Annotated in this window: 26 protein-coding genes; 12 read left to right on the top strand and 14 right to left on the bottom strand. The window is 71.6% G+C overall.

Annotated features, from left to right (window positions below; all coding sequences use genetic code 11):
- Nucleotides 1-145 precede the first annotated feature (145 nt).
- Complete coding sequence (gene snpA, locus ACGH2B_RS07545) at nt 146-805, bottom strand: snapalysin (protein ID WP_399085997.1); 660 nt, start codon at nt 803-805, stop codon at nt 146-148.
- 214 nt (nt 806-1,019) lie between these two features.
- On the opposite strand from snpA, the gene ACGH2B_RS07540 reads away from it, so the two are divergent.
- Nucleotides 1,020-1,991, top strand: a complete 972-nt coding sequence (locus ACGH2B_RS07540; RefSeq protein WP_399085994.1) for a LysR family transcriptional regulator — start codon at nt 1,020-1,022, stop codon at nt 1,989-1,991.
- A 45-nt stretch (nt 1,992-2,036) separates the two neighbouring features.
- Here ACGH2B_RS07540 and ACGH2B_RS07535 read toward each other — a convergent pair whose 3' ends face one another.
- The 3 genes from ACGH2B_RS07535 to ACGH2B_RS07525 all read right to left on the bottom strand — a co-directional run bounded on the left by ACGH2B_RS07535 (nt 2,037) and on the right by ACGH2B_RS07525 (nt 5,139).
- Nucleotides 2,037-2,507, bottom strand: coding sequence for a flavodoxin family protein (locus ACGH2B_RS07535; protein ID WP_399096788.1), 471 nt, complete (start codon nt 2,505-2,507; stop codon nt 2,037-2,039).
- A 93-nt stretch (nt 2,508-2,600) separates the two neighbouring features.
- Entirely contained in the window at nt 2,601-4,130 is a 1,530-nt protein-coding gene (locus tag ACGH2B_RS07530) for a CoA transferase (RefSeq protein WP_399085991.1), read from the bottom strand.
- Between the two features lie 55 nt (nt 4,131-4,185).
- Complete coding sequence (locus ACGH2B_RS07525) at nt 4,186-5,139, bottom strand: 3-hydroxyacyl-CoA dehydrogenase NAD-binding domain-containing protein (protein ID WP_399085988.1); 954 nt, start codon at nt 5,137-5,139, stop codon at nt 4,186-4,188.
- A 598-nt stretch (nt 5,140-5,737) separates the two neighbouring features.
- Between ACGH2B_RS07525 and ACGH2B_RS07520 the strand changes: the two genes are divergently transcribed.
- Complete coding sequence (locus ACGH2B_RS07520; RefSeq protein WP_399085985.1) at nt 5,738-6,346, top strand: ALF repeat-containing protein; 609 nt, start codon at nt 5,738-5,740, stop codon at nt 6,344-6,346.
- Nucleotides 6,347-6,775: 429 nt separating this feature from the next.
- On the opposite strand, the gene ACGH2B_RS07515 is transcribed toward ACGH2B_RS07520, so the two are convergent.
- The 3 genes from ACGH2B_RS07515 to ACGH2B_RS07505 all read right to left on the bottom strand — a co-directional run bounded on the left by ACGH2B_RS07515 (nt 6,776) and on the right by ACGH2B_RS07505 (nt 9,800).
- Nucleotides 6,776-7,564: a TIGR02391 family protein gene (locus ACGH2B_RS07515; RefSeq protein WP_399085982.1), complete on the bottom strand. Its 789-nt coding sequence runs from the start codon at nt 7,562-7,564 to the stop codon at nt 6,776-6,778.
- Between the two features lie 348 nt (nt 7,565-7,912).
- Nucleotides 7,913-8,443, bottom strand: a complete 531-nt coding sequence (locus tag ACGH2B_RS07510) for an NUDIX domain-containing protein (RefSeq protein WP_399085979.1) — start codon at nt 8,441-8,443, stop codon at nt 7,913-7,915.
- Nucleotide 8,444: 1 nt separating this feature from the next.
- The gene (locus tag ACGH2B_RS07505; RefSeq protein WP_399085976.1) at nt 8,445-9,800 is read right to left on the bottom strand and encodes a tetratricopeptide repeat protein; all 1,356 of its coding nucleotides are present in this window, start codon (nt 9,798-9,800) and stop codon (nt 8,445-8,447) included.
- Nucleotides 9,801-10,024: 224 nt separating this feature from the next.
- On the opposite strand from ACGH2B_RS07505, the gene ACGH2B_RS07500 reads away from it, so the two are divergent.
- The 4 genes from ACGH2B_RS07500 (at nt 10,025) to ACGH2B_RS07485 (ending at nt 13,095) form a co-directional block, all read left to right on the top strand.
- Nucleotides 10,025-10,774 carry a hypothetical protein gene (locus tag ACGH2B_RS07500; RefSeq protein ID WP_399085973.1) on the top strand — a complete coding sequence of 250 codons (750 nt, stop codon included), beginning with the start codon at nt 10,025-10,027 and terminating at the stop codon, nt 10,772-10,774.
- 78 nt (nt 10,775-10,852) lie between these two features.
- On the top strand, nt 10,853-11,764 hold the full coding sequence (locus ACGH2B_RS07495; protein ID WP_399085970.1) for an aminoglycoside phosphotransferase family protein: 912 nt from the start codon (nt 10,853-10,855) through the stop codon (nt 11,762-11,764).
- Between the two features lies 1 nt (nt 11,765).
- Nucleotides 11,766-12,458, top strand: a complete 693-nt coding sequence (locus ACGH2B_RS07490; protein WP_399085967.1) for a class I SAM-dependent methyltransferase — start codon at nt 11,766-11,768, stop codon at nt 12,456-12,458.
- A 34-nt stretch (nt 12,459-12,492) separates the two neighbouring features.
- The gene (locus tag ACGH2B_RS07485) at nt 12,493-13,095 is read left to right on the top strand and encodes an HAD domain-containing protein (protein WP_399085964.1); all 603 of its coding nucleotides are present in this window, start codon (nt 12,493-12,495) and stop codon (nt 13,093-13,095) included.
- Between the two features lie 102 nt (nt 13,096-13,197).
- On the opposite strand, the gene sodN is transcribed toward ACGH2B_RS07485, so the two are convergent.
- On the bottom strand, nt 13,198-13,593 hold the full coding sequence (sodN, locus tag ACGH2B_RS07480) for a superoxide dismutase, Ni (protein WP_399085961.1): 396 nt from the start codon (nt 13,591-13,593) through the stop codon (nt 13,198-13,200).
- 206 nt (nt 13,594-13,799) lie between these two features.
- Here sodN and sodX point away from each other — a divergent pair, with 206 nt between their 5' ends.
- Nucleotides 13,800-14,261: a nickel-type superoxide dismutase maturation protease gene (gene sodX / locus ACGH2B_RS07475; protein WP_399096785.1), complete on the top strand. Its 462-nt coding sequence runs from the start codon at nt 13,800-13,802 to the stop codon at nt 14,259-14,261.
- On the opposite strand, the gene ACGH2B_RS07470 is transcribed toward sodX, so the two are convergent.
- Nucleotides 14,165-14,794: a CGNR zinc finger domain-containing protein gene (locus ACGH2B_RS07470; RefSeq protein WP_399085958.1), complete on the bottom strand. Its 630-nt coding sequence runs from the start codon at nt 14,792-14,794 to the stop codon at nt 14,165-14,167. The two genes, sodX and ACGH2B_RS07470, sit on opposite strands and share 97 nt — an antisense overlap.
- Before the next feature lie 93 nt (nt 14,795-14,887).
- Here ACGH2B_RS07470 and ACGH2B_RS07465 point away from each other — a divergent pair, with 93 nt between their 5' ends.
- Together ACGH2B_RS07465 and ACGH2B_RS07460 are read left to right on the top strand one after the other, a co-directional pair.
- Nucleotides 14,888-15,649, top strand: coding sequence for a class I SAM-dependent methyltransferase (locus ACGH2B_RS07465; RefSeq protein ID WP_399085955.1), 762 nt, complete (start codon nt 14,888-14,890; stop codon nt 15,647-15,649).
- 140 nt (nt 15,650-15,789) lie between these two features.
- Nucleotides 15,790-16,581 carry an SDR family NAD(P)-dependent oxidoreductase gene (locus ACGH2B_RS07460; protein WP_399085952.1) on the top strand — a complete coding sequence of 264 codons (792 nt, stop codon included), beginning with the start codon at nt 15,790-15,792 and terminating at the stop codon, nt 16,579-16,581.
- 259 nt (nt 16,582-16,840) lie between these two features.
- On the opposite strand, the gene ACGH2B_RS07455 is transcribed toward ACGH2B_RS07460, so the two are convergent.
- The 3 genes from ACGH2B_RS07455 to ACGH2B_RS07445 are packed head-to-tail and all read right to left on the bottom strand — an operon-like array spanning nt 16,841 to nt 19,588.
- Nucleotides 16,841-17,593: an amino acid ABC transporter ATP-binding protein gene (locus ACGH2B_RS07455; protein ID WP_399096782.1), complete on the bottom strand. Its 753-nt coding sequence runs from the start codon at nt 17,591-17,593 to the stop codon at nt 16,841-16,843.
- Nucleotides 17,594-17,625: 32 nt separating this feature from the next.
- Entirely contained in the window at nt 17,626-18,561 is a 936-nt protein-coding gene (locus tag ACGH2B_RS07450) for an amino acid ABC transporter permease (RefSeq protein ID WP_399085949.1), read from the bottom strand.
- Nucleotides 18,562-18,616: 55 nt separating this feature from the next.
- Nucleotides 18,617-19,588, bottom strand: a complete 972-nt coding sequence (locus ACGH2B_RS07445; RefSeq protein ID WP_399085946.1) for an ABC transporter substrate-binding protein — start codon at nt 19,586-19,588, stop codon at nt 18,617-18,619.
- A gap of 532 nt (nt 19,589-20,120) precedes the next feature.
- Here ACGH2B_RS07445 and ACGH2B_RS07440 point away from each other — a divergent pair.
- From ACGH2B_RS07440 to ACGH2B_RS07430, 3 genes are all read left to right on the top strand, one after another.
- Nucleotides 20,121-21,329 carry an NADP-dependent malic enzyme gene (locus ACGH2B_RS07440; protein ID WP_399085943.1) on the top strand — a complete coding sequence of 403 codons (1,209 nt, stop codon included), beginning with the start codon at nt 20,121-20,123 and terminating at the stop codon, nt 21,327-21,329.
- Between the two features lie 307 nt (nt 21,330-21,636).
- Nucleotides 21,637-22,599 (top strand): zinc-binding dehydrogenase, encoded by a 963-nt coding sequence (locus ACGH2B_RS07435; protein WP_399085940.1) that lies wholly within the window; start codon nt 21,637-21,639, stop codon nt 22,597-22,599.
- Between the two features lie 140 nt (nt 22,600-22,739).
- The gene (locus tag ACGH2B_RS07430; RefSeq protein WP_399085937.1) at nt 22,740-23,399 is read left to right on the top strand and encodes a HutD family protein; all 660 of its coding nucleotides are present in this window, start codon (nt 22,740-22,742) and stop codon (nt 23,397-23,399) included.
- A gap of 148 nt (nt 23,400-23,547) precedes the next feature.
- Here the strand turns inward: ACGH2B_RS07430 and ACGH2B_RS07425 are convergent, their stop codons facing one another.
- Nucleotides 23,548-24,246 carry an antibiotic biosynthesis monooxygenase gene (locus ACGH2B_RS07425; protein ID WP_399085934.1) on the bottom strand — a complete coding sequence of 233 codons (699 nt, stop codon included), beginning with the start codon at nt 24,244-24,246 and terminating at the stop codon, nt 23,548-23,550.
- A gap of 413 nt (nt 24,247-24,659) precedes the next feature.
- Nucleotides 24,660-25,781, bottom strand: a complete 1,122-nt coding sequence (locus ACGH2B_RS07420) for a hypothetical protein (RefSeq protein ID WP_399085931.1) — start codon at nt 25,779-25,781, stop codon at nt 24,660-24,662.
- Nucleotides 25,782-26,028 lie beyond the last annotated feature (247 nt).

The raw sequence follows: 26,028 nt of genomic DNA, 5'->3' as shown, positions 1-26,028 counted from the left end.
GGTCGAGCGCGGGCGGCCGGGGTGAGGGGGCCGGACGGCAGGCGGGTGGGGAACCCCTGCCTTCGGGAAGCGGCGTACCGCTCCGGCGGGCGCCGTCCGACGGGGCGTCAGGACGACACGCCGGCCGGTGCGCCGGACGGGCGGGTCAGGACGCCTTGGCGAAGAGCTTCGCCAGACCGTTCGCCCAGAGCTGGTCCACCTGCGCGCGCTCGTTCTCGTCCGGCTGGGTGTTCTGGCAGGACGGGCCGGGGCCGCCGCCGGACATCAGCTCGCTGCACGGACCCTCGTAGTGGTCCGGCAGGCCCAGCACGTGGCCGGTCTCGTGGGTCACCACGCGGGTGGAGTTGTACTGCTGGTTCTGCGCGTAGTCCAGGAAGACGAAGCCGCTGCCGTGGCCGTCGGTGCTGGCGTACGAACCGCGCGGGTCGTCACCCTCGCGGTACTGGAAGTCGCCGCCGCTGCCTTCCTGGAGCTTGACGTTGGAGACCGCGCTGTTCCAGATCTGCGCGGCCTGCGATATCTGGTTCGCGAACGTCGGGGCGGCGCTGGCGTCGTAGGTCACGGTGACCGACTGCGCGTGCGGGTTCGCCTTGAGCTTCTTCGCCACCGACTTCACCACGGCGTCGAAGAACGCCTTGTTGTCGGCCTGCTGCGCGGCCGAGCCGGTGTACGCGGCCACCGTGGCGGCCGTGGAGCGGTGGGAGGCGGGGGAGGAGGGCGTCGCGGACGCCGGGACCGCCGCGGTGAGTGCGGCGGCGAGGCCCAGGCCGAGCGCCGCCGACAGCGCCGTCTTGGGAGATCTCATGTGGGGGCTCCTTAATTTCCGAGGGCTACGGCCGCCGTGTGGGGCGGCGGCCGGGGCCCCGGATTTCTTGGTGCCGCCGAGTCTGGACGCAGTTCACCCGCCGGGCGGAGATGCCAGGAGGCGATAGGACGGATCAATACCCCGAGGAAAAGGGCCAGTTCATGGCGGTTCCGGAGTCTGGTGCCAGGCCATCGCGCATGGCTATGCTCCCCGCGTGGAGCTAGAGGTGAGGCATCTTCGAGCCCTGTGCGCCATCGCCGACTCCGGCAGCGTGCGGAAGGCGGCCCGTCAGTTGGGCATGACCCAGCCGTCGTTGACCACGCAGCTCCACCGCATCGAGAAGGCCCTCGGCGGCCAGCTCTTCTTCCGCGCCGCCACCGGCAGCCGCCCCACCCCGCTCGGCCATGTGGTGCTCTCCCGCGCCCGCCCCATCGTCGCCGACATGCGCGCCCTGGTCGACGAGATCACCGCCGTCTCCGTCCGCGAACAGGGCGCCCGGCTGCGCATCGGCAGCACCAGCAGCCGCGCCGTCGCGGGCTGGCTGCGCCGCATGCGCGACCGGCTGCCCGGCGTCGACCCCGCCCTGCGCATCGACGTCTCCGCCAACGCGCTGCTGCAGATGGTCTCCTCCGGCCAGCTCGACGCGGTCTTCGTCCACGAGGTCGAGGGCGCCCCGCTCCGCGTCCCCGCCAACCTCGTCCAGCACGAACTCCTGGCCAGGGAGCCGCAGTTCATCGCCCTGCCCGCCACTCATCCGGCGACCGCCAAGGAGGTCGTCGACCTCGCCGATCTCGCGGGCGACCCGTGGATGGTCGACCCGACCGTGGACGGTGAATGGGCCGGACTGCGCCGGATCTGGGCCGCCGCCGGCGTCAACCCCCGCGTGGTGCACGGCGATTACCTCACCGCCGCAGATCTCGTCGCCGCCGGCGAGGTCGTCACCCCCTGCCAGCCGACCTCCCGCCCCCGCCACGGGATGGACATCCGGCCCCTGCGCGGCGACCCCCTCGCCGTCCGCCTCTTCATGGCCTGCCGCTCCGGCACCACCCTCGCCGTCCCGCCCGAAGCTCTCTTCGCCGACCTCACCGCCTCCTACACGGAGATCGCCTGGGCCAGCGGCGTGTACCGCTCGTGGCTGATGCGGCACGGCGAGGGGGCGCTGCGGAGGGGACTGGCGTCGGCCTAGTACCTCCGCCGCCCGGGGCGCGGGCGGGCCCCGGAGCCGCGGGCGTCAGGACGCCGGTGCGTGCCCGTCCCGCAGCCGTGCGGCGAAGGCGCGCGCGGCGGCCAGATCACCGGCGTCCGGCCGCTGTTTGTGGATGCCGCCGATGAGCTTGAAGGGCAGCAGGGTGTCGCGTGCCCGGCAGGTGAAGCGCCCCGCCACCTCGTAGCCCTTGCCTTCGAGGAGCCGGACCAGGGGGCGGGTGAACGGCGCCGGCGCCACCTCGGGGAACCCGCTGGTGGCGAAGACGAACGCCCGGCCCCGCCCGGCGGGAAGCGCCTTGACGAAGCCGGTCAGCCGGGGATGGAGCCGCTGGTAGAAGACGCCCGAGCCGAACCCCGTCAGATCGGCGGCGGCCAGCTCCGCCGGATCGGCCTGTTCGGGGGCGACGACCCGCGCGCCCAGTACCTCGGCCATGCTGTCGGCGACCCGGCGGGTGTTGCCGTGCGACACGGAAGCGCACACGATGACGGCCTTCATCCTCACGATCCCTTCTCCCGGTTCCGTCACCAGGACAGCACAGCGGCGCCGGGCAGGACACCGCATCGCCCGAAGGGGCCGGGGCGCGGGCGGTCAGTTGTGGCGGGGGAGCCAGACGGGAGCGCTGCTGCCGCGGGGGAGCAGGACGTCACGGAAGCGGCCGGGCGTCCGGGACATGACGACCTGATCGGTGACGCCCTGGTAGAAGCCGCACGGGGTCTGGGCGGTGAAGGTGTCCGGGTCGAGGTAGGCGTGCGGGGACTCGGGGTCCGGGTCGAGGGCGACCTTGCGGGCGTAGTCCTGGTCGAAGACGCCGAGGCTGAGGATCCAGGTGGCGATGCGGGTGAGGTTGAGGGTCACGCGGTAGCTGCCGCCCTCGGTGGCGCGGCGGATCAGCGCGGCGAGCGCGCCGGTGGTGGCCAGCCAGGAGAGGACGTAGTCGTTGACGACGCTGATGTACGGCAGACCGGGTGTGCTGGTCGGTCCGGCGCCGACTCCGTCCGCGCCCTCCATCAGCATGATGCCGGTGAGCGCGCCGGCGGTCTGGTCGAAGCCGACGCGGTGGGCCCACGGACCGCTCTCGCCGGCGAGCGAGAAGCTGAGGTGGATGATGCCGGGGCGCAGGTGCGCGGCTTCCCCGGCGGTCAGACCGATCTTCTCCAGGTAGCCGGGGCGGCGGTTGGCGTAGAAGAGGTCGGCGTCGCGCAGCAGGGCGCGGATCTTCGCCTGCCCCTCGGACCCGTAGGGGTCGAGGGTGGTGGAACGGACGCCGACGTTGGCGGAGTTGTACGTGGCGTCGTGCTCCAGCTCGTTCGGCCGCCAGATGTTCAGCACGTCGGCGCCGTGCTGGGCCAGGTCCCGGCCGACGCCGGCACCGGCGATGATGTGGCCCATCCCCAGGGCGCGTACGCCGGAGAGCGGCTGGTCGGCGGCGGCCGGCAGGGGCTCGGGCGCGCTGTCGCCGATCTTCTCGATCTTGATGAGCGGTTCCTGGGCGATGAACTCGTACGCCGGCTCCCGCAGGAACTCCTCGGTGGTGCGCAGCATCGGCATGACCACACCGATCTCGTCACCCGCCCGCTCCAGGTCGGCGGCGTTCCACTTGGCGACGGCGTCCGCGACGGCGTCCTTCGCGGGCCAGGTGCGGAGCAGTTCGTAGACGGCGTTCTTGATCTTCGGGTAGGGGTTGAGCGGCATGACCCAGCGGCCGTCGCGTGCCTGGTAGAAGTCGAAGCCCAGCGGGTTGGCCGGGTCCGAGGGGGTGCCGCCGGGGTAGCCGTTGAGCAGTTCCCACTTCTTGTCGTAGAAGGGGCACAGCCGGTGCGGGGCCTTGCGCAGGTCCATCGTGATGTCCTGGCCCTCGCCGCCGCGGTGGCGCCAGAGCGCGGCCAGCGCCACGGACTTGGCGGTCATACCGAGGGCGGGGACGGCGCCCAGCCGCATGATGCTCGGGACGACCGGGTCGCGGCCGATGAAGGTGATCTCGCCGCCGCTGTCCTCGGGCCGCAGGCCGACCGAGGCGAGGACTTCCCGCAGCGCCTCGTGGATGTCGAAGCCGCCGTCGTGGGTGAGGGGGTGGGCGAGCGCCCGCTGGATACGGTCGGTGAGATCTTCCACGCTCATGAGGGGCAGCCTTTGCTGGGTGTGTCGGGGCGGTACGGGTGGTGGCGGGGCCGCGTCAGTCGCCGAAGTCCTCGCCGAGGGCGCGGAGGACGGCGATCTGCTTGCGGTCGCGTTCGGCGGCGAGTTCGTCGATGGTGCCGCCGAAGTCCTCGGTCTGTTCGGTCAGGAGCCGTTTGGTGGGCTCGTCGAACGCGACCTGCTCCTGGGCCATGGCGGCCCAGGCGCGTTCCATGCCGATGCCGAGGTGGTCCATGAAGTGCGGGAGTCCGCCTTCGCCGCCGCCGAGGTGGAAGGAGCGGAAGGGGCCGTCGACGGCCCAGCGCGGGCCGAGGGAGGAGGTGACGACGGAGTCCAGTTCCGCCATGGTGACGACGCCTTCGCTCACCAGGTGGACGCATTCGCGGAAGATCGCGGACTGGAGCCGGTTGGCGACGAAGCCGGGCACTTCCTTGCGCAGGACCTGCGGCCGCTTGCCGAGCGCCGCGTAGAAGGCGCGGGCCCGCTCGACCGTCTCCCGCGAGGTCTTCTCCCCGGGGACGACCTCGACCAGCGGGACGAGGTGCGGCGGGTTGAACGGGTGACCGACGACCAGCCGCCCCGGCTCCTTGAGCACGGTGGCGATCTCGGTGGCGGGAATACCGGAGGTCGAGGTCGCGAGCAGCGCACCGGAGGGGGCGTTGTCCTCGATGGTCCGCCACATCTCGTGCTTGACGTCGAGCCGTTCCGGACCGTTCTCCTGCACCAGGTCCGTCCCGCGGACCGCGGTGGCCAGGTCCGGCTCGAAGGTGAGCCGGGCGGTGAGGCGGGAGGTGTCGAGGCCGAGCGCCTTCAGGGCGGGCGCGGCCCCCGCGATGTGCCCGCGGACGGCCTCCTCCACACCGGGCTGCGGATCACTGACGGTCACCGCCAGGCCGCGGGCCAGGAAGAGCGCCGCCCACGAAGCACCGATCACACCACCCCCGACCACGGTGACCTCACGGATTCCGGCGATGCCGCTGTTCTCTGACATGGAGGATCACTTCTCTTCTCGGTGGGAGCCGCTTCCGGTACGGGGAGGGGGCGGGCCCGGCGGTCGTGGCCGGGCCGGGGCCGCAGGTCAGGGCAGGTCAGGAGGCGGGCGGCGGGGCGGCCGTCCGGACGGGCCGTTCCGCGGGAGAGGTGCGGGGCGGGGGCGCTCCGGGCGCTCGCGCCGGCCAGGGCACCGGTCCGCGGTCCGACGGAGCCGGCGTACGGCGAACCGCCCTGGTGCGGCGGCTCCTTGGCGGCGTCCTCAGCTCGCACAGCTCTCGCCTGCCTTTCACGCCCCAAGGACTAAAAGGACGATATCCGGAGGAAAGGCCATGTACATCTCGTCAGACCCGGGAGGGTTCACCGGCGGGATCTGCGCGGCCTTCAGAGTTGCGTTATGCAACACCGTCACTGTAGGGGTGAGAGTGCGTAGATGCAAAATGCAACCATCCCGGTCGTGGTCCTCCCGCCGAGGGCGGGCCACCGGGCCCTCCCGCAGGCGAACCCCCGCCGGACAACGGGACCCTGGCGATGACCTCGTGTCCCGCCACCGGGCAGAATGGCCGCGCCCCCCGCGCGACCCTTCTGGAGGCCATCCCGTGAAACCCGCTCGCGCCGCACTGCTCCTCGCGTCCGCCGCCCTGGCGCCCGCCCTGCTCCTGGCCACCCCGGCGTCCGCCGCGTCCCCGTCCCCGTCCGGCGCGGTGACGGCCCCGTCGGCCGTACCCGCCGACGGCACCCCGGTGGACGAGATGTCCGAGGACGACCTCCGTATCGCCGTCCTGCGGATCCTGGGGGACGGGACCAGCGGCCGGGCGGTCGTCCGCGAGGCGAACGAGGCGCTCGACGGCACCGCCGACGACCTGCGCGCCTTCCTGAAGACCGGCTACCGGCTGGCCCGCGCCGAGGACGACCGCGTCGAGATCGCCCGGCTCCTGGCCGACCCGGCCTCCGGCAAGGCGGTGCTGCGCGAGGCCGGTGAGGCGCTGGACGACGGCAGCCCGGAGGTGGTGCGCGCCTTCCTGGAGACCGGTCTGCGACTCGCCCGCGCCGAGGACGACCGCGTCGAGGTCGCCCGCATCCTGGCCGACCCGGCAATCAGCGACGCCCTGCGCGCCGCCGCCGAGAAGGCCATCGACGGCACCCCGGAAGAGCTGCGCTACTTCCTGGAGACCGGCCGCTACGAGGCGGACCGCCCGGCGTCCTGACGCCGGCCCGTCCGGGCGGGAGCCTTGACGCCGGCCCGTCCGGCGGCCCTCCCCTGGCCGCCCCCGTCCTGACCTCACGTCACCCCAAGCCGAAGGGGCCCGGCGGATAACCCGCCGGGCCCCTTCGGACGGCGCCGGCCCGCGGAGGTGCGGGGCGGCGGCCTGGGCTCGGATCAAGCCTTCTTGGTCTCCTAGTAATGGGCCAGGTCGGTGACCTGCGGGGATCTTCCCTGTGGGGCGCTGACCTGGCCTTTTGTCGTTTGCTGGCGATGGGGTGCGGCGGTTGCGATCGGGTGTCCCGCGGACTGTGTGCGGACCGCTTCGGGCTGCGCGACGGGGGGGGGGGGGGCGCCTCGACTGCTGGCCCCTTGCTGGGTCGTGTGGGAGGAGCGCCGACCCAGGGGCAGGGTGAGGTGACCGGAGCTGCGGCTATTTCCGCTCACGCGCGATGTCCAGACGGCGTAGCAGAAGACTGCCGAAGGCGAGGGCCTCGTAGGCTTCGGCCTCGGAGTCTGCAGGCGGAATGCCATGCGCGCGAGGGTTTCGCAGACCGGCCATGGCTCCCATGAACAGAAATTTGAACCCGATTTGCTCGCTTTCGCCGCTCATCCCGAAAGAGCGGCGAACATCCAGGCTGTCGCTTTGGATGGAGAAGGCTTTGGCCATCAGCGGCTGACCGGATTCTGTGTGGTCGCCGAACAATTCCTGGACCCGAGATTCGATGTGCCGAAATATGGAAAGTACTGCCTGGGTGTAGTGGCCGTCTATCCAGAGAGGCCCCGAGGCCGAGATTACATCCGGATGCAATCCGTCGAGTGCCATACGCCTGTATGCGCTCTGAGGTCCACTAAGAAGTTCTGCCCTTGCTGGCAAGTATTCATCCAGTGTGTGAACTTCTGAGAAAAGTCTGATCCGGCTGTCGACGACCACCGATGCCGGGATCTGTATACCTTCCCATCCGCTTCCGATGCTGGACCTGACGCACCATGGCTCGTCTTCCGCAATGAGAGTAATGAATTCGATCGGTCTGTGGAAGTGGAGTTTTTCCGGGGCGTGGTGTTCGAAGTCGGAGATTGAGAGGTTGACGGTCACGCGTTGAGACGTCCAGCGGCTCTCTTCCTTCTCTTTTCTGGCTGCGAATCTGACTAGGTCAAAGAAGATGTTCAGGATGCCTTTGGAGTTAGGGCAATTTGCGACTCCGGCGAAGGTGAGGTGCAATTTATTCGTCGTGCTGAGTTGAATATTGCTGGACTGGTCGTGGCCTCGAATTAGGCCCGTTGGGATTTCCCTTATGGCATCTTGGAGGGTGGTTCCCGACCGCTTCAGTAGGCGATTAACCCTCCGTGAGGATGGCCATCGCCCTTGTTCTCCGAAGCATAGAAAGACTATCTGCAGTAGTAGCCTTCCATTTCCTCCGGTGGGTCGTGAAATCCCTTCCGGTAAGTCAACAGCCATCCCTCTTCGTGCCCCTCCCTCGAGGCGTGATATCAACGTCGTGCAATTTTTCAAGAGCGAACCGGAGGGCCTAGCGGCACCCTCTTCGCCCTCTCCGGGTAGCGGGTATCGCTACAGCCAGCCATCGAGGGAAACCTCGGATCCCCCTGCCAGGTAACGGTGGAGGGCGCTTGAAGTGGTGTCCACGAAGCCCTCGGGGATTGCGTCGGTATCGACCCAGCAGACCTGGTCGTGCTTATGCGGTTCGCGGTTCTCGGGTTCGCCGTCCCAGTCGTGGGCGACAAAGACGACCGTGAGGAAGCCGTTAGGCGCTTCCACGCCCCAGGCGCCATGAATGATGTGGGCGACCTTCAGGGCTTCCGGTTTCACCCTCAGGCCCGTCTCCTCATAGAGCTCGCGGACCGCCGTCTCCGTGATGGGCTCTCCCGGCTCACTCTTCCCGACGGGCAGGTCCCACATCCCCTGGGCGAACTTGGCGTTCTCGCTGCGCTGGAGGAGGACGACGCGGTTGGTGGCCTTGTCGTGGACGATGACCGCGGCGACCAGCAGGGTCATCGATTCGAGTGCCGACTTGAGGGCCTTCGGCTGGGCGCCGGTCTGCTGGGTCACGGGAGTTCCCTTCGTCGGGCGGGTGTCGGGCATGTTAGGTCAGGGCTTCGCGGGCGCGGCGGGCGAGATCGGCGGCGCCGGGGACGCGGCGGCGCTGGTAGACCGCGAGCGTGGAGCGGATCGAGGTGATCGCCTTGCGCGTGCGGTCGGAGGTCATGCCCTCCATGAGCGTCAGGGCCTGGGACCAGGCGGCGACGGCTTCGTCGGCGCGAGCCTGGGCGGCGAGGCTGTCGCCGAGGTCGGCATGGGTGAGGGCGTGGACGCGCTTGAACTTCGCGGGATCCCAGCGGATGAGCGCGTCCCGGTGCTGCTGCTCGGTGCCGACGTGATCGGCGAGGTCGGTGAGCGTACGAGCCGTGTGGCTGGTGACGGTCCCGGCGGCCGGCCCGCTGACGAGGGAGAAGCTGGGCTGAGGACCATCGTCGCGGAGCAGGGCGTCCTCGGCGGAGAGCAGAGCGCGGGCCGCTGCGGGTTTCTCGTCGATCGCGGCGAAGGCGCGGGCGTGGGTGATGTGGAGCAGTGCCTCGGTCTGGCCGTCCACGTGACCAAGACCGCGGGTGAGGGCGCCTTCGACGAGGTCGACGCAGTGGTGGGGCTGCTTGAGGCTGAGGGCCTGGTGGGCGAGGGCGCGCATCATCCAGGCGGCGTGGCCATGGGGGTCGGCTTCGCAGGCGAGTTGGTAGCCGACCTGGTAGTAGCGCTGGGCGGCACCTTCCTGGCCGAGGTCGTGGTGTTTCCACCCTGCGAGGTAGGCGAGTTCGGCGACCGCGCCGAAGGCGGCCCGGCGTAAGGCTTCGCTGGGGAATCGGCCCCGGAGCATGGGGGCGGCGGTGTCGGCGAGGTACGCGGTGACGGTGGTCAGGCCGTGTCCGCCGCCGAGGCGCTCGTCGGCTGCACTGAAGGCCGCGGTGATCTGCCGTACGACGTCCACGTCCTCCACGCCGACCATGGACTCGCCGGTGCGGGCGCGGAGCATGCGGGCGGTGGCCTCGTGGTCGTAGCCGAGCGGCATGGTGACGCCGGCGGTGGTGAAGGCCGCGATGGCGAGGAAGCGGCGGCGTTCCACGTCGGCGCGGCCCAGGTCGGTGGCGGCGAGGACGGGGTCGGGTTCCGCCGCCTCTTCGGTGTCACCGGCGGGGAAGCCGATCTCGGTCCGGGTGATCGTGCGTCCTGCTCTGCGGGAGAGGGCCTCGGCCAGGTACTGGCCGACCCGGCCCGACGGGGTGCGGGCACCGTTCACCCAGTGCGAGATGGCCGACTTGTTGGTCTGGAGGATCTCTCCGTTCTCGGCGGCGATGCGGCGCACGTCTCTGGCCAGGGCCTCGTAGGTGCAGTCGACCGCGTCGATGACGGCACGCAGACGCGAATCGAGGTCTCTTCCCGTCGCCACGATCGCCTCCGCTCCGGAGCTGTAAACCGCGTATACCGCTTCAACTGCCTTCCACCGTACCCACTGAGCGTGACCACCGGTTCACTTGTCAGCAGCCGCCCGGAATGGCGCGACCGTAATCCAGGCTCCCCCCTTGGTCCGGGCGGCTCCCCGAAGTTCCGTACGTACACACCAGGTTCGGGCATTCCTGTGCCCGGACCCGGCCGAACAGAGACGGAGACACGGTGACCACCATCGACACCACGGCCATCACGGTCGAGCTGCCCGAGGCGTTCGACCCGCGCTGGAGCCGCCTGCCCGGTATCCGGGTCGACGGCCGGCGCATCACCATCGACCCGGCCGAGTACTTCTTCCGCTTCGAGTCCCACAGCTGGCTCGTTGCCGACTGGGAGCTGGTCAAGTCCCAGCTCCTGGACGTGGACGAGACGGTCGAGAGCGCAGTCGAGCAGCTCGCGCTCGACTTCATCAAGCAGCACAGTGAGTCGACCACGGACGCCGCTCGGGTACTGGCCACCGCGTACGAGGTGTACGCGTACCTCTTCCGCGACGAGCACCTGGCTAGCCTCGGTCTTCCGCAGATCACCGCCAGCCACCTGCGGATGCTCCGCGAGGCTGCCACGCTCATGGCGCTCAACAAGGTCGAGCTGGACGGGCACATCTCCAACGTCGGCCCGTGCTGGTTCTTCCCCGCCGCCACCTCCGTCGTCTTCGATCTGGACGACGAGGTGGGCGGGATGCTCGACGAGGTCTACCACGGCGGCTGGTTCAACGAGCACCGCCGGATCGAGTCGATCAAGGCTCACGCCGCGCTCGGTGGCCGGCTCGTGCATGGCTGCCAGTCCGTGCCGGACCAGTCCGGCGGCGTGGTCGCACCGTACGGCGCCTCGATGGCCAACTTCCGCGCCGACCTGGCCGCCTTCAAGACGGGCTGGATCGAACGGGTCTACGCCCACCGCGTGGACCCCGCCCTGTAACTCACCACCCGATCAGGCTCCGGGGCGGATCAGCAGCTCCTGCCCGCCCCGGACGCCACCCTTCCCTGGAGCCCCCACGTGACCGCGAACCCCAGCGACGAACTCCTCAACAGCCTGCTCACCCTGGTCGGCCAGACCAACGCCGTACGGGAGGAGGTGCGGGTGTGGTCCATGTCCGGAGTCGAGCGTGTGGCCTTCCCCGACGGTTCCACGGCCATCTTCAAGTACGCGAAGAAGCCCTTCGACAGCGAGGACCAGGCCCTCCGCCTGGCCCACACCCTCGGCGTTCCCGTGCCCCGACTCCATGCCTCTGCCGTCCTGGACGGGTGGCTCGGCATGCTCATGGAGGACCTCGGGCTGTCCGTCCGCGAGGCCGACGATCTCGACGGCGTTGCCGCGGCCGTGGTCCTGCACAGCACCCGCACGGCTTTCTCCTTGCCTGTCCTCGATCGGGAGCGGTTGCGCGCGCTGCCGACCCGGGCGCTGGAGCATCTCGAACGGCTGCGCAAGGCCGACCGGTGGGAAGACGCCGATGACATCGAGGACGCGCTCAACAGGATCGACCGGGCCGCCGGGGCCCGCTCGGCCGGAGCGATGGTGGCGCCCTTCGGCTGGGTGCACTCCGAGTTCCACCCCACCAGCCTCCACATCGGGGAGCGAGGCTGGCGGCTGCTCGACTTCGCCCGCGCCTTCACCGGCCCTGGGCTGCTCGACCTCGCCAGCTGGCACGGCACCATCGAGCCCCCGCACCCCTTCCGCCTGCGCGTCTTCCTGGAGCAGTACGTCACCGCCGGCGGCACCCCCGACGCCCTGACCCGAAGGGGCGGGCTCGCCGCCGAGAACTGGGCGCTGGGCTGGCACCGCATGTGGGCCGTCGAGTGGTTCATGGAGCAGTCCATCCGCTGGATCGACGACCCGGCCACCGACCCCGCCTACATCAAGGTCGTCCGCCGCCACCTCGTCGACGTCCTCCACCTGCTGGAGATCTGACGTGCTCGCCCAGGCTTCCCCATGGCACGCCCACGCCCTCCAGCGCACCGCCGCCGGACCGGCCCAACCCCTCGCCGTACCCGTCCGGATGGAGTGGGCCAGCCGCCCTGGCCAAGGGCCCGGAGCCGATGTCCTCGGCCCCGACCTGCGCGGTAAGCGACTCCTGGAACTCGGCTGCGGCCCCGGCCACAACGCCGCCCATCTCGCCGTCTGCCACCGTGCCCACGTCACCGGCGTCGACCTCGTCGGACTCCAGGTCCGCCGTGCCCGCTCCCACTACGGGCGGCTGGACAACCTCATGTTCGTCGCCGGTCACGCCCTGCACTATCTGCACGCCGCCGAGGGACAGTTCGATGCGGTCTACTCCGTCTTCGGAGCCGTCGGCCTCGTCGCGCCTGAGCTCCTGCTGCCGGCCATTGCCCAGCGCCTCGTGCCCGGTGGTGTGTTCGCCTTCTCCGTTCCCCACCCGCAGCGCGGCGGCCGAAACCCCTCGGGCGACGACCGCCCCAGCCGCGATCACGTCACTCTCCCCGACCTCACCCGGCACCCCATCGCCCGCTGGGAGTTCCCCACCGACCGGTGGGAGAAGCACCTCAGCCAGGCGGGTTTCTGGCTTGCCTCGGCACAAAAGTTCTACGACCCCCGCATGGGCCACTGGCCCACCAACCTGCTGCTCCGCGCCCACAGGCTCTGACAGCCCTTCGCTCCGGCTCCCCCTGGAGGAACCGATGCGCCTGCCCTACCTGCTCCTCGACATCGACGGCGTCCTCATACCCTTCCCCGACGCAGACGGCTCGACCCCGCCCACCCACGCCCGCCACGACGTCGTCCCCACCGGCCGGAGCGCCGAAAACCCGGTCACCGTCTGGCTCGACCCGGCCCATGGTTCCCTGCTCATGGACGTGTTCCGTACCGGGCTGGTCACCCCTGTCTGGTGCACCAGCTGGCGTAAGGACGCCACCACCTTGATCGGACCACTCCTCGGCCTCCCGGCCCTGCCACACGTCGATCTGCCGCACCCCCGGATCACCACCAGCCACCCCAACGGCTACCTGTGGAAGCGTGACTACGTCGACGCCTGGCTGGGCGATGCCCCCGTGGTGTGGATCGACGACGACTTCACCGGGCTCGACCATGTCTGGGCGGCGGAGCGCACTGCCTGTGGTGCCGCCACCTTGTTGGTACAACCCGACCCCTCTGCCGGGTTGCAGGCTGATCACCTGGTGGAGGTCCGAGCGTGGGTGGAGCGGCTGGTCGCGCGGGCCGGTGCGGCTTCCGAAACCGACGGTTGCGGCGTGACCTGTCCGTATCAGGCACACACCGTGGCCTGACCCCACGCCACCCCCAAGCCGAAGGGGCCAGGCGGATAACCCGCCGGGCCCCTTCGGACGGCGCCGGTCCGCGGAGGTGCGGGGCGGCGGCCTGGGCTCGGATCAAGCCTTCTTGGTCTCCCAGAAGATCTTGTCGACCTCGGCGATGAGGTCCAGGGCCTTCTGGCCGGTGGCCGGGTCGTTCGAGCCCTTGGCGGCCGAGAGGGCCTTGAGGGTGTCGTTGACCAGCTGGTGGAGCTGGGGGTACTTCTCGAAGTGCGGGGGCTTGAAGTAGTCGCTCCACAGCACCGAGATGTGGTGCTTGGCCAGCTCGGCGCGCTGCTCCTTGATCAGGACCGCACGGGTGCGGAAGTCCGCGTCCTCGTTGGCCTGGTACTTCTCCTGAACGGCCTTGACCGACTCGGCCTCGATACGGGCCTGGGCGGGGTCGTACACGCCGCAGGGCAGGTCGCAGTGGGCGCTGACCTTCACCTTGGGGGCGAACAGGCGGGAGAGCATGTTCAGTCCTTCCTCGTGATCGTCTTCTCACGGGCGAGATTACTCGGTGCCGGAAGGCTTTTCTCGGGCGGGCCGGGGGTCTTAGGGCAAAAGTCCGGCCGCCCGTGGGACCGGAGCCCGGCAGCCGGGCGGGACTGATGGAGGATGACCCCGTGAGCTGGAGGAAGGGTTCGGCGGCTGCCGGACCGGGCCGGGAGGTGGGCGGGATGCCCGAGCGGGCGGACGGGCGGACGGACGGGCGCGGGCCCGGGGACGGCGGCGGGGCGCGGCGGCGCGGCCCGGTGTTCGGGCTTGCCGAGGTGTACAACCCGTCGATGCTGCCGACGCTCCGGCCCGGTGACCGGCTGCTGCTGCACTACGGTTCCGTCGTCCGGCCGGGTGATGTCGTGGTGGTCCGGCATCCGTTCCGGCAGGACCTGCTGATCGTCAAGCGGGCCGTGGAGCGGCAGGGCGGCGGCTGGTGGGTGCGGGGCGACAACCCGCGGGTGGTCAACGACAGCCGGGAGTTCGGGGCGGTGCCGGACGATCTGGTGGTGGCCCGCGCCCGGCTGCGGCTGCGGCCGCTGGGGGCTCAGCGCTCGCCGCTGGCCGTGGTCGCCTGGGCGCTGTCGGCGGTGCGTCCGCTGCGGGCGGCGCGTTCGCTCTCCAGCTTCTTGCGGGCGCGGTAGGCGGCGACGTTGGCGCGGGTCGCGCAGCGGTCGGAGCAGTAGCGCCGGGAGCGGTTGGTGGAGGTGTCGAGGTAGACGTTCCGGCAGGGGCGCGCCTCGCAGATGCCGAGCCGGTCCACGCCCAGTTCGGTGAGGTGGAAGGCGAGGCCCATGCAGGCGGTGGCGGTGTAGCCGGCGGTGGCGTTGGCGGCGTGGTCGGCGATGTGCATGTGCCAGTCGGGGCGATTGTCCGCGTCGCGGTGCTCGTGGCCGGAGATCTGCGGGCTGACCGGGAACTCCATCATCAGCGCGTTCAGCAGGTCGACGGCGCGGACCTCGTCCCCCTCGGCCGCCGCCTCGAAGACGGTCCGCAGCCGGGTGCGGACCGCGCGCAGCCGGGTCACGTCGCTCTCCGTGGCGCGCCGGGCGATCTGCTGCGCGGGCCCGAAGAGCGCGCGGACCGCCTCGACCGAGGTCAGGCTGTCGCCGCCGCGCTCGGGCTCCTCGGTGTTGACGAGCCGCACGGCATAGTCCGAGTAATAGGCCAGTTCCACTTGTAGTCCTTACGGGCGCGGGCTATCGTTCCGGGCAGGTAGTCGTAATGGGTGTTGTGGCTACGAGGGTATTACATGTGGAAGGGGTTCGTGATGACGGAGACGGTGTCCGGGGCCGACTGGCAGGCGTGGCAGGACAGTTGGGACCGGCAGCAGGAGTGGTACATGCCGGACCGCGAGGAGCGGTTCCGGGTGATGCTCGACATGGTCGAGGCGCTGGTGGGCGCCGCGCCCCGGGTGCTCGACCTCGCGTGCGGCACCGGCTCCATCTCCGACCGGCTGCTCAAGCGCTTCCCGGAGGCCGAGAGCGTCGGCGTCGATCTGGATCCCGCGCTGCTGGCCATCGCCGAAGGGTACTTCGCCGGTGACGAGCGGGTGCGGTTCGTCCGCGCCGACCTGAAGGACCCGTCCTGGACGGCGAGGCTGCCGCACACGTCGTACGACGCGGTGCTCACCGCCACCGCGCTGCACTGGCTGCACACCGAGGACCTGCGCGGGCTCTACGGGCAGTTGGGCACCGTGGTGCGCGACGGCGGCGTGTTCATGAACGCCGACCACATGCCGGAGGAGTCCACCCCGCGGATCAACGCCGCCGACCGCGCGCAGCGCCACGCCCGGATGGACCGCGCCAAGGCCGCCGGCGCGCTCGACTGGGCCGACTGGTGGAAGCTGGCCGCCGCCGACCCGCTGCTGGCCGGGCCGACCGCCGAGCGGTTCGAGATCTACGGGGAGCACGCCGACGGCGACACCCCCTCCGACCGGTGGCACGCCCAGGTCCTGCGGGACTCCGGCTTCGCCGAGGCGCGCACGGTGTGGCGCTCGCCGAGCGATGCGCTGGTCCTCGGGCTGAAGTGACGGGTGCGGCCCGGGCGCGCTCTTCGCGGGTGCGCCCCGGGCCGTCGCCGGGGGCGCGCCGGGCCCGGCATCGTACGGTCCGGCTGTCCGAGGGCCGGACGGGCCGCTGCCGCGCGGTGGGCGCCGTTTATGGTGCGCACATGACATCCCAGACACCGCCCGGCCGTTACCTCTCCGACCTGTTCTCGCTGGCGGGTCTGAACGCCGTGGTGACCGGCGGCAGTTCCGGTATCGGCCGGGGGATCGCCGGGGCGCTCGCGCGGGCCGGGGCGCGGGTGGTGGTCGTGGCGCGCCGGGAGGCGGAACTCGCCGCCGCCGTCGGCGAACTGACCGCTGAGGGCTGCCGGGCCGCCGCCGTGAGCTGCGATCTGAGCGACCGGGCCGCGCTCCGCGCCGGGGCGGAGGAGATCGCCGCCGCCTTCGGCGAGCCCGACATCCTGGTCAACAGCGCCGGGATCAACCTGCGGCCCCCGATGGGCGAGATGACCGACGAGGTCTGGGACGCCACGATGGCGGTCAACCTGGAGGCGCCGCACCTGCTGGGGCGGCGGTTCGGCCCCGGTATGGCCGAGCGGGGCTTCGGGCGGATCATCCACGTCAGCTCGCAGCAGGCGCACCGGGCGTTCGTGCAGAGCGGGGTCTACGGGGTGTCCAAGGGCGGGCTGGAGTCGCTGGCCCGCTCGCAGGCCGAGGCGTGGTCCCCGCACGGCGTCACCTGCAACACGCTGGTGCCGGGCTTCGTGATGACCCCGCTCAACGCGCGGCTCTCCTCCGACCCGGAACGGGTGGCGGCCCTCGCCGACCGCACTCTGACCGGCCGCAACGGACTGGCCGAGGACTTCGCGGGCGCCGCCGTCTTCCTGGCGAGCCGCGCCTCCGCCTACGTCACCGGGCAGAGCCTCTTCGTCGACGGCGGGTTCTCCGTGCACTGAGGGGTGTCGCCCCCGGGGGCGACGCGGGGCGGCGCTCCGGCCTCCGCGCGCCGCACCGCCTCCGCGCGCCGCACCGCGGCCGGACGCCGGACCGCGGCCGCGCGCCCGCCGTCCGACGGAGCCGAGGGCCGGCCCGGCCCTCGCCCCGCACCCGACCGCCCGCCCCGCCCCGAAGAGCCGCCCACACACCGGAGGCGGCACGGGCCCCGGGCCCGTACCGCCTCCGTTCCTGCCCGGCCGGGGGCGCCCCGGCCCCGGCTCACAGCACCTTGGACAGGAACGACTTGGTGCGTTCGTGCCGCGGGTTGCCGAGGACGTCGCGGGGGTGGCCGGATTCGACGACCACGCCGTCGTCCATGAAGACCAGCGAGTCGCCGACCTCGCGGGCGAAGCCCATCTCGTGGGTGACCACGACCATCGTCATACCGTCCGCCGCCAGGTCCTTCATCACGTCGAGGACGTCGCCGACCAGCTCCGGGTCGAGCGCGGAGGTCGGCTCGTCGAAGAGCATCAGCTTCGGCTCCATCGCCAGCGCGCGGGCGATGGCGACGCGCTGCTGCTGGCCGCCGGAGAGCTGCGAGGGGTAGTTGCCGGCCTTGTCCTTCAGGCCGACGCGGTCCAGCAGCTTGCCGGCGCGCTCCCGGGCGGACGCCTTCGACTCGCCCTTGACCTGGACCGGCGCCTCCATGACGTTCTCCACCGCGGTCATGTGCGGGAAGAGGTTGAAGCGCTGGAAGACCATGCCGATGTCGCGGCGGCGGGCGGCCACCTCGCGGTCGCGCAGCTCGTAGAGCTTGCCGTTCTGCTCGCGGTAGCCGACCAGCTCACCGTCGACCGACAGCCGCCCGGTGTTGATCTTCTCCAGGTGGTTGATGCAGCGCAGGAACGTCGACTTGCCGGAGCCGGACGGGCCGATCAGGCAGAAGACCTCCTTCGGCGCCACCTCCAGGTCGATGCCCTTGAGGATGTGGGCCGCGCCGAAGGACTTGTGGACACCCTCGGCCTTCACCATCGGGACGGCCTTCGAGACGGTCGGGCTGGCGGTCATGCGGTACCTCCGGCGCGGTTGAGGCCCGCCAGCTTCGCCTTGGCGCGCTGGAGCGGGGTGGGCGGGAGCTGGCGGCTGGCGCCGCGGGCGTAGTACCGCTCCAGGTAGTACTGGCCGATGCTGAGCACCGTCGTGGCGATCAGGTACCAGGCGGCGGCCAGGATCAGCATCTCCACCACGACACCGGAGTCCCGGCCGACGTTCTGCGCCGCCTGCAACAGGTCGTAGTACTGGACGGCGATCACCAGCGAGGAGGTCTTCAGCATGTTGATGACCTCGTTGCCGGTCGGCGGGACGATCACCCGCATCGCCTGCGGCACGATGATCCGGCGCAGCGTCTTGGCGTGGCTCATGCCCAGCGCGTGCGCGGCCTCGGTCTGGCCCTCGTCGACGGCGTTCAGACCCGCCCGGCAGATCTCCGCCATGTACGCCGCCTCGTTGAGCCCGAGGCCCAGCAGCGCGCACAGGAACGGGGTCATGAAGTCCGACCACTCGTCCTTGTAGATCGGCATGATGTCGATGTACTGGAAGACGAGGCCGAGGTTGAACCAGAGGAAGAGCTGGACGTAGACCGGCGTGCCGCGGAAGAACCAGATGTAGAACCACGAGACCGACGAGGTCACCCAGTTCTTCGACTGGCGCATCACGGCGAGGATCACGCCGAGCACGATGCCGATGACCATCGACAGCACGGTGATCAGCAGGGTGTTGCGCAGACCCTTGAGGATGTCCGCGTTGAAGAGGTACTCGGGGATGGCGTCCCAGTTGACGTTCCCGGTGGCGAAGGCCCGCACGAGAGCCACGATCACCCCGAGGACGACGAGCGCCGCCACCCAGCGGCCGTAGTGGCGGACGGGGATGGCCTTGATGGGCTCGGGCGGGGACGGGGTCCCGGCCGGGGACCGGTCCGACTTCTCGACGTCGACTGACACGGATGCTGCCTTTCGGAGGTTCAGCGGATCGGCGGACAGGGCGGGGAAGCGGCGGTCAGGAACCGCCGTTGAGCTTCACTTCCCCGACCGCCGCGTCCTTGACGTCCCACTTGTCGAGGACCTTGGCGTAGGCGCCGGTCTTGATGGCGCGCTCCAGGGCCGCCTTGAGCGCGTCGCGCAGCTTCTCGCTGCCCTTGGGTACGGCGATGCCGTACGGCGCGGCCTTCACCGGCGCGCCGCCGGCCATCTGGAAGTCGTTGCCGTGGCCGGAGACCTTCACGGCGTACGCGGCGACCGGGTAGTCGCTGGAGACCGCGTCCACCCCGCCGGTCCGCAGCCGGGTCTGGGCCTCGGAGTCGTTGTCGAACGCCTCCATGGAGATCGGCTGCTCACCGTTCTTCTCGCACTTCTTCGACTGGTCCTTGGCCAGGTCGTGCGAGACGGTGCCGCGCTGCACGGCGATCTTCTTGCCGCACAGGGCGTCCCAGCCGTCGATCCCCTTCGTCTTGCCCTTCTGGGTGTAGATCGAGACGCCGACGTTGAGGTAGTCGATGAAGTCGACGCCCTCACCGATCTTCTTGCCGGTGTTGGAGTCGATGCCCTGCTGGCGCTCCTTGGTGTCCGTCATCGCGGACATCGCGATGTCGTACCGCTTGGACTTCATGCCGCCCATGAGGGTGTCGAAGGTGGCGTTGTTGAAGTTCAGCTTGACGCCGAGCTGCTTGCTCAACGCGGCCGCCAGATCGGGGTCGATGCCCTCGATCGCACCGTTGCTACGGAACTCCACGGGCTTGTACGTGATGTCCGAGCCGACCTGGATGAGCGCCTTCTCCTGGATGTCCTTGGGGAGCATCTTGAAGAGCGGGGCGCTGGTGTCACGATTCTTCACCGCCTCACGGCGGGCGATGGCCGCGTCGGTCTGGTCCCCGCAGGCCGTCAGTAGCAGCGCGGCCGCGACCGCGGTCGCCCCGGCCACGGCCGTACGGGAGCGGCCGGCGGCGGGGCGACGGGTGGGGCGTGCGGTCATGCTGATCCTCCTGCGGATGGGGAAAAGCCGGCGGGTGACGGCCGGGAGGGGCGCTCACGGCCACCGCGACCTCGGTCGATGGACGGAATCCTGCCATCAGGAATCCGGTATTCGGACTGCCGTTCAGGTCAAAATCGGATAACGGACGACCGGTGTTCGCTCCGTCCTGCTCCGCCGCCGGGCGGTGACCGGCGGCGACGATGGTGCCGCCGTCCGCCCCCACCCGTCCCGACGTCTCGGAATGTGGACGCTGACCCCTAACCCGCCCGGGGATTCGCCCCATTGATGTTCAATACCCGATCCGCCGGGGCCGGGGTGACCGATCTGGCTCGTCGCCCGCCACGCCCGTCCGGTAGAAAGGGGCGTTACACCCCTCATCCGGGGCTCAGGGCGCGTGTGCGGCGCGCCCGGTGTCCGTACCTCCCCCCGTGCACCGGCCATCCGGCGTACAGGGAACGGACGCGGTGCCCGCCCACCTCCCAAACCAGGGGGTGGCCACCCTCACCATTTACGAACAAAGGGGTTCAACAAAGTGGCAGCGGAGATCGTCAATCCTCGCAGCGACAGCACCGACGAGGGGCCCGACGGCGCCTTCGATCCGGCCTTCGCGCTGCACCGCGGCGGCAAGATGGCCATCCAGGCGACCGTCCCCGTCCGCGACCGGGACGACCTGTCCCTCGCGTACACGCCCGGCGTCGCCAAGGTCTGCAGCGCCATCGCCGAGCAGCCCGAGCTGGTGCACGACTACACCTGGAAGTCCCAGGTCGTCGCGGTCGTCACGGACGGCACCGCGGTGCTGGGCCTGGGCGACATCGGCCCGGAGGCGTCCCTCCCGGTGATGGAGGGCAAGGCCATCCTCTTCAAGCAGTTCGGTGGCGTGGACGCGGTGCCGATCGCGCTCGCCACCACCGACGCCGACGAGATCGTCGAGACCGTCGCCCGGCTGGCGCCCTCCTTCGGCGGCGTCAACCTGGAGGACATCTCCGCGCCGCGGTGCTTCGAGATCGAGCGCAAGCTCCAGGAGCGGCTGGACATCCCGGTCTTCCACGACGACCAGCACGGCACCGCCGTCGTCACGCTCGCGGCGCTGCGTAACGCCGCCAAGCTGACCGACCGGACGCTGGGCCAGCTCCGGGCCGTCATCTCGGGTGCGGGCGCCGCCGGTGTGGCCATCGCCAAGATCCTCATCGAGGCGGGCATCGGCGATGTCGCGGTCTGCGACCGCAAGGGCATCGTCTCCACCGACCGCGGCGACCTCACCGAGGTCAAGCGGGAGCTGGCGGGCTTCACCAACAAGGGCGGGCTGACCGGTTCGCTGGAGGACGCCCTCGACGGCGCGGACGTCTTCATCGGTGTCTCCGGCGGCACCGTCCCCGAGTCCGCGGTGGCCACCATGGCGAAGAACTCCCTGGTCTTCGCCATGGCCAACCCGACCCCGGAGATCCACCCGGACGTCGCCCACAAGTACGCGGCCGTCGTCGCCACCGGCCGCAGCGACTACCCGAACCAGATCAACAACGTGCTGGCCTTCCCCGGCATCTTCGCCGGTGCCATGCAGGTGCGTGCCTCGCGCATCACCGAGGGCATGAAGCTCGCCGCGGCCGAGGCGCTGGCCTCCGTCGTCGCCGACGAGCTGAGCGCCGAGTGCGTGATCCCCTCGCCGTTCGACGAGCGCGTCGCCCCGGCGGTCACCGCCGCCGTCGCCGCCGCCGCCCGCGCGGAGGGTGTGGCCCGCGCCTGACACGCGCCACGCTGCCGAACGGGCCGGGCCCGCACCTTTCACGGGGTGCGGGCCCGGCCCGATTCCGTGGGAGGGGTCGTCCTCCGTGGCCGGACCGGCCTTCGGCGGGGCCGACCGGGCTCCTGGGGGGCTCGGGGCATTCGCCTGGCCCGGCCACGCGGTGTCTTCGGGGCCGTCCGTTCCTCGTCCGCGCCGCGGTGCGCCGGTCCGTTCCGCGCTCCCGCCGCCGTACGCCGGTCCGTGCACGCGGTGCGCGTCACAGCTTCGCCCCGTACCGCGCCGGGCGTCCGCGGCCTACGTTGGGTCCATGTTTGCTGCCTATGCCGCGCGCATCGACCGTGACCAGCCGCTCGACGGCCTCGAACTGGGCGAACGGCCCGCCCCGGAGAGCCGACCGGGCTGGACCACCGTCAACGTCAAGGCCGCCTCCCTCAACCACCACGACCTGTGGACGCTGCGCGGGGTCGGGATCACCGAGGACGTGCTGCCGATGATCCTCGGCTGCGACGCCGCCGGGACCGACGCCGACGGCAACGACGTCGTCCTGCACTCCGTCATCGGCCAGACCGGTCACGGCACCGGCCCCGGCGAGCCCCGCTCCATCCTCACCGAGCGCTACCAGGGCACCTTCGCCGAACAGGTCACCGTCCCCACCTGGAACGTCCTGCCCAAGCCGAAGGAGCTGACGTACGAGGAGGCCGCCTGCCTGCCCACGGCGTGGCTCACCGCGTACCGCATGCTCTTCACCAACGCCGGGGTGCGGCCCGGTGACAGCGTGCTCGTCCAGGGGGCGGGCGGCGGGGTGGCGACCGCCGCGATCGTGCTGGGCGCCGCCGCCGGGCTGCGGATCTTCGCCACCAGCCGCGACGAGGCCAAGCGGCGCCGCGCCGTGGAGCTGGGCGCCGAGGCGGCGTTCGGCAGCGGGGAGCGGCTGCCGCACCGGGTGGACGCGGTCATCGAGACGGTCGGCGCCGCCACCTGGGCGCACTCCGTCAAGTCGCTGCGCCCCGGCGGCACCCTCGTCATCTCGGGCGCCACCACCGGCTTCCACCCCGACCGCACCGAACTCAACCGGATCTTCTTCCTGGAGCTGAAGATCATCGGCTCCACGATGGGCAGCAAGGAGGAACTGGCCTCCCTGCTCAGCTTCTGCGCCGCCAAGGGCGTCCGCCCCGTCATCGACTCGACCCTGCCCCTGGACCGGGCACGCGAGGGCTTCGCGAAGATGGCGGAGGGTGACCTGTTCGGCAAGGTCGTCCTGACGGTCTGAGGGACCGGCGGCCGGGCCGTCCGGCGGATCGGCGGCCCGGCGGCCGGTGATCTGGCGGCCTGACGGTCCGGTGGCCTGACGGCCCGGCGGATCCGAAGGGCCGAGTGGCCGAATGGGGACGGCGGAAGGCGAGGGGCCATATGGCAGGCGACGTACGGGTGTTGCGGGCGGCGGGGCGGACCGCCGCGCCGTGGAGCAACGGCGGCGGGGTGACGCGGGAGATCGCCGCGCACCCCGAGGGCGCGGGCTGGTCCGCCTTCACCTGGCGGGTCAGCCTGGCCGACGTCACCCGCGACGGGCCGTACTCCCCGCTCCCCGGCATCCGCCGCGTCCTCACCGTCGTCGACGGCGCCGGGCTGCACCTGACCGTCGACGGCACCGCCCACCCGCCGCTGGCCCGCCACACCCCCTTCGCCTTCCCCGGCGCCGCCACCACCGGCTCCCGTCTCGTCTCCGGCCCGGTCGTCAACCTCAACGTCATGGTCCGCGAGGGCCGGGCCCGCGCGGACGTCACGCTCGTCCGGGGCACGCACGACCTGCCGTGTACGGCCGGGGTACGGCTGGTGGTGGCGTTGCCGGACGGGAGGGGGGAGTGGCCGGACGAGCCTGGGGCCGCGGCCGTGCCCCCGGGCGGCGAGGCCGCGGCCCCGAGTGGTGCGGTCCTGATGTCCGAGGGCGTCGCGGTGGCCGAACTCGGGGTGTACGACGCGGCGTCGCTGCCTGCCGGGACGGCCGCGGAACTCCGTACGGAGGGGATCGCGGCGGTGATCACGCTGACGGAGGTGGCGCAGGGGACGTAGGGGAGGCGGCGGGTCCGGGGCCGCGGTGACCACGCTGACGGGGGAGAGGAGCGGGAGGCGGCGGGCTCCGGGACGGTGGCGTTCACGGTGCCGGACGCCGGGGAGGACGGCCCCGCGGTCTCCCGGGTGGCACCCCTCGGGTACGCGGTCAGGCCGGCGGCGCCACGTTCTCCAGAGCGCCGTGCAGACGGTAGCGGGGGACGCCGTCCGCGCCGCCGGGCACCGGGGTGACGCCGTCCAGCGCCGCGATCCGCTCCGCGATCCGCGCCGACACCGGGCCGTCGGCGAACGCCCGCCACGCCGCGAGATCCACCCACTCCGCGTGGTTGAGCACCCGCGAACCGTCCTCGCTCACGTGCAGATGCGCGCCGAGCAGCCCCGGCACCCGCGCGTCGGCCAGCGCACCGAGCACGGCGTCCGCCAGCGCCCGCCGGGCCGCCGGCCCCGAGACGGCGAAGACCGGCGTGACCAGTGCTCCCGGCTCTCTCCCCGACGCACCTTCCGGCACATGGCTGCGGTCGAGGCGGTAACGCACCAGACCGGGCCGACGGATTCCCGGAATCGCCGCGTCGAGCGGGGCGAGCGCGGCCGGCCGGTGCGCCCGCGCCCACTCCCGGTGCGCCTCGTCGCTGGTCCACTGCGCGTGGTGCAGCACCTCCGTACCGTCGAGCCCGAGGAACACCGAGAGCGACAACATCGCGTCCGGCCGCTCCTGCGCCTCCCACACGCCGAGCACGGCATCGGCCACCGCGCTCTGCACCGCGGGGTCCGGCACGATCCACCTGCTGATCAGCGCGGTCGCGGCGTCGGCTCGCCGCACATCCGGAAAACGGGAGGTCCTGGGCATCACATGCTCCATTCATGACGGGAAGGGGAGTAGGGGGACGGGGGCGGGAACCAAGCACCCCGGGGCGGACGGGCAGAGCGAGCGGGGCGATCGGCGGAACGGGCGCGCGGTGCCCCGCGCTCCTCCCGGTGTCCCGCGCTCCTCCCGGAGTCTGGTTCCTCAAGTGCGGTTGAGGTCAAGGCGGTTGCCCGGGGCCGGGCAGGGGATCTCCCGATGGGCGCGAGATCCACCGGTACGCGGCGCCTTGAGCCGGGGCGGGCGGGAACTCTCCCGAGCGGTACGAGGCGTACCGGCACGCAGGCGCGAGGCCCGGCCTCCGGCAGTGCACATCCGGACACGGCCCGGACGCGCCGGTACACGGCCGCGAGGCCCGCCCGCCCGAAGCCCGCCCGGCGTTCCCTCCCGCCCCGGCGCTACGACGCGCCCCCGGGACCCGCGAGGGCGGCCACCGGGGCGGACGGGTCGGCGTACCGCGGCGACGGGAGCGACGAGGGCGACGAGGGCGACGCCAAGGATGGCGAGGACGGGGGCGGCGGCGCGGACGGCGGCGGGATCCGGCCCGACGGGGCAGGGCCCACGGCGCCCACGGTCTCCGTGCTCCGCAGGGCGCCCACGGCCGGCCGCCCCGTCGGCAACGTCCCCCGGGAATATGGCGGTACGGGCTCCGGCGCCGCGTCCGGAGGCCGGACGCCCGCCGCGAACAGGGCGTGGTTCAACGGGCGCAGCAGCAGGGACAGCCGCTCGGCCCCGGACAGACCGAGCGCGCGCCAGGGCCCCGCGGCCAACTGATCCGTCATCCGCTCGATCGCCTCCCGCTCCCGCAGCCCCAACGGGGTGGCGCCACCGTCCGGCGCGAGCCAGCCGCGGGCCGCGAGCCGGTCGTGGGCGTCGCTCCACTCCCGGGCGCTCCAGCCCCGGGCGGCGGCCGACACGGGGGCGATCCAGCCGTGCCGATCGCGCCCGCCGTCCGCCGCCGCATGCGACACCAGCGCCTCGCACGGGTCGAGCCCCCAGGTCAGCAGGGCCGCGAGATGGCCGTCACCACGATGCTCACGGAGTACCGCCGTGGCCTGCCACAGCACCAGATGCGGCGGCGCGGGCCAGGGCAGATCACGGTTGGCGGCGGCGAGCGGACGCCCCACGGCAGGCGCGTTCTCCGCGGCGCGCCGCGCCAGTTGGGCGGCCTCGGCCATCTCGGGGCCGGACAGCCGATCGCCCAGCATCCGGGTCAGCGCGCGGTCGACGGCCCGCAGCCGTGCGTCCAGCACCGCACCCGGCCGGGCCGTCGCCCAGACCCGCGGTACGTACTGGGCCACCAGCCGTGGCGCGAAGGTGTAGTACGCCGCGGTCACCAGCTCCGGGCCGGCGGCCCCCAACGGAGCCGTGCGCCAGGCGAAGTAGCCGGGGCGGCGCGACGTGGTGTCGTAACCGAGACCCGCCGCGACCCACTGGGCCTCGGGGGTGGAGTAGGCGGTGGCGTGCAGCGGTTCGAGCCGCTGCCACATGCGGCGGGCGACCGAAGGGTAGTCCGACATCGCTGTACCTCATGGCCTTCACGATGCGTGCGTGCAGAGAGGAAACGGCCGTTGGCGCGCGCCGCGAGGGCCAGGGGTCCACGCCTCGGGCGCGTCCGCGGACCGTGTGGTGCCGGTACGGGGCGGCGGATGCCGTACGGATCAACTCCGCACGGACAGCGGGACACAACCCACACGCACCCCGCTCCGCACACGGCCCCGCCCGGCCCCGGCCCGGGAACCGTCCCGGCGCCGAACGAAAAACCGT

This window comes from Streptomyces sp. BBFR2, assembly GCF_044497305.1.
Classification (GTDB): Bacteria; Actinomycetota; Actinomycetes; order Streptomycetales; family Streptomycetaceae; genus Streptomyces.
The sequence above is the reverse complement of the archived record's forward strand: the minus strand, read 5'-3'. Positions and strand labels throughout refer to the sequence as shown.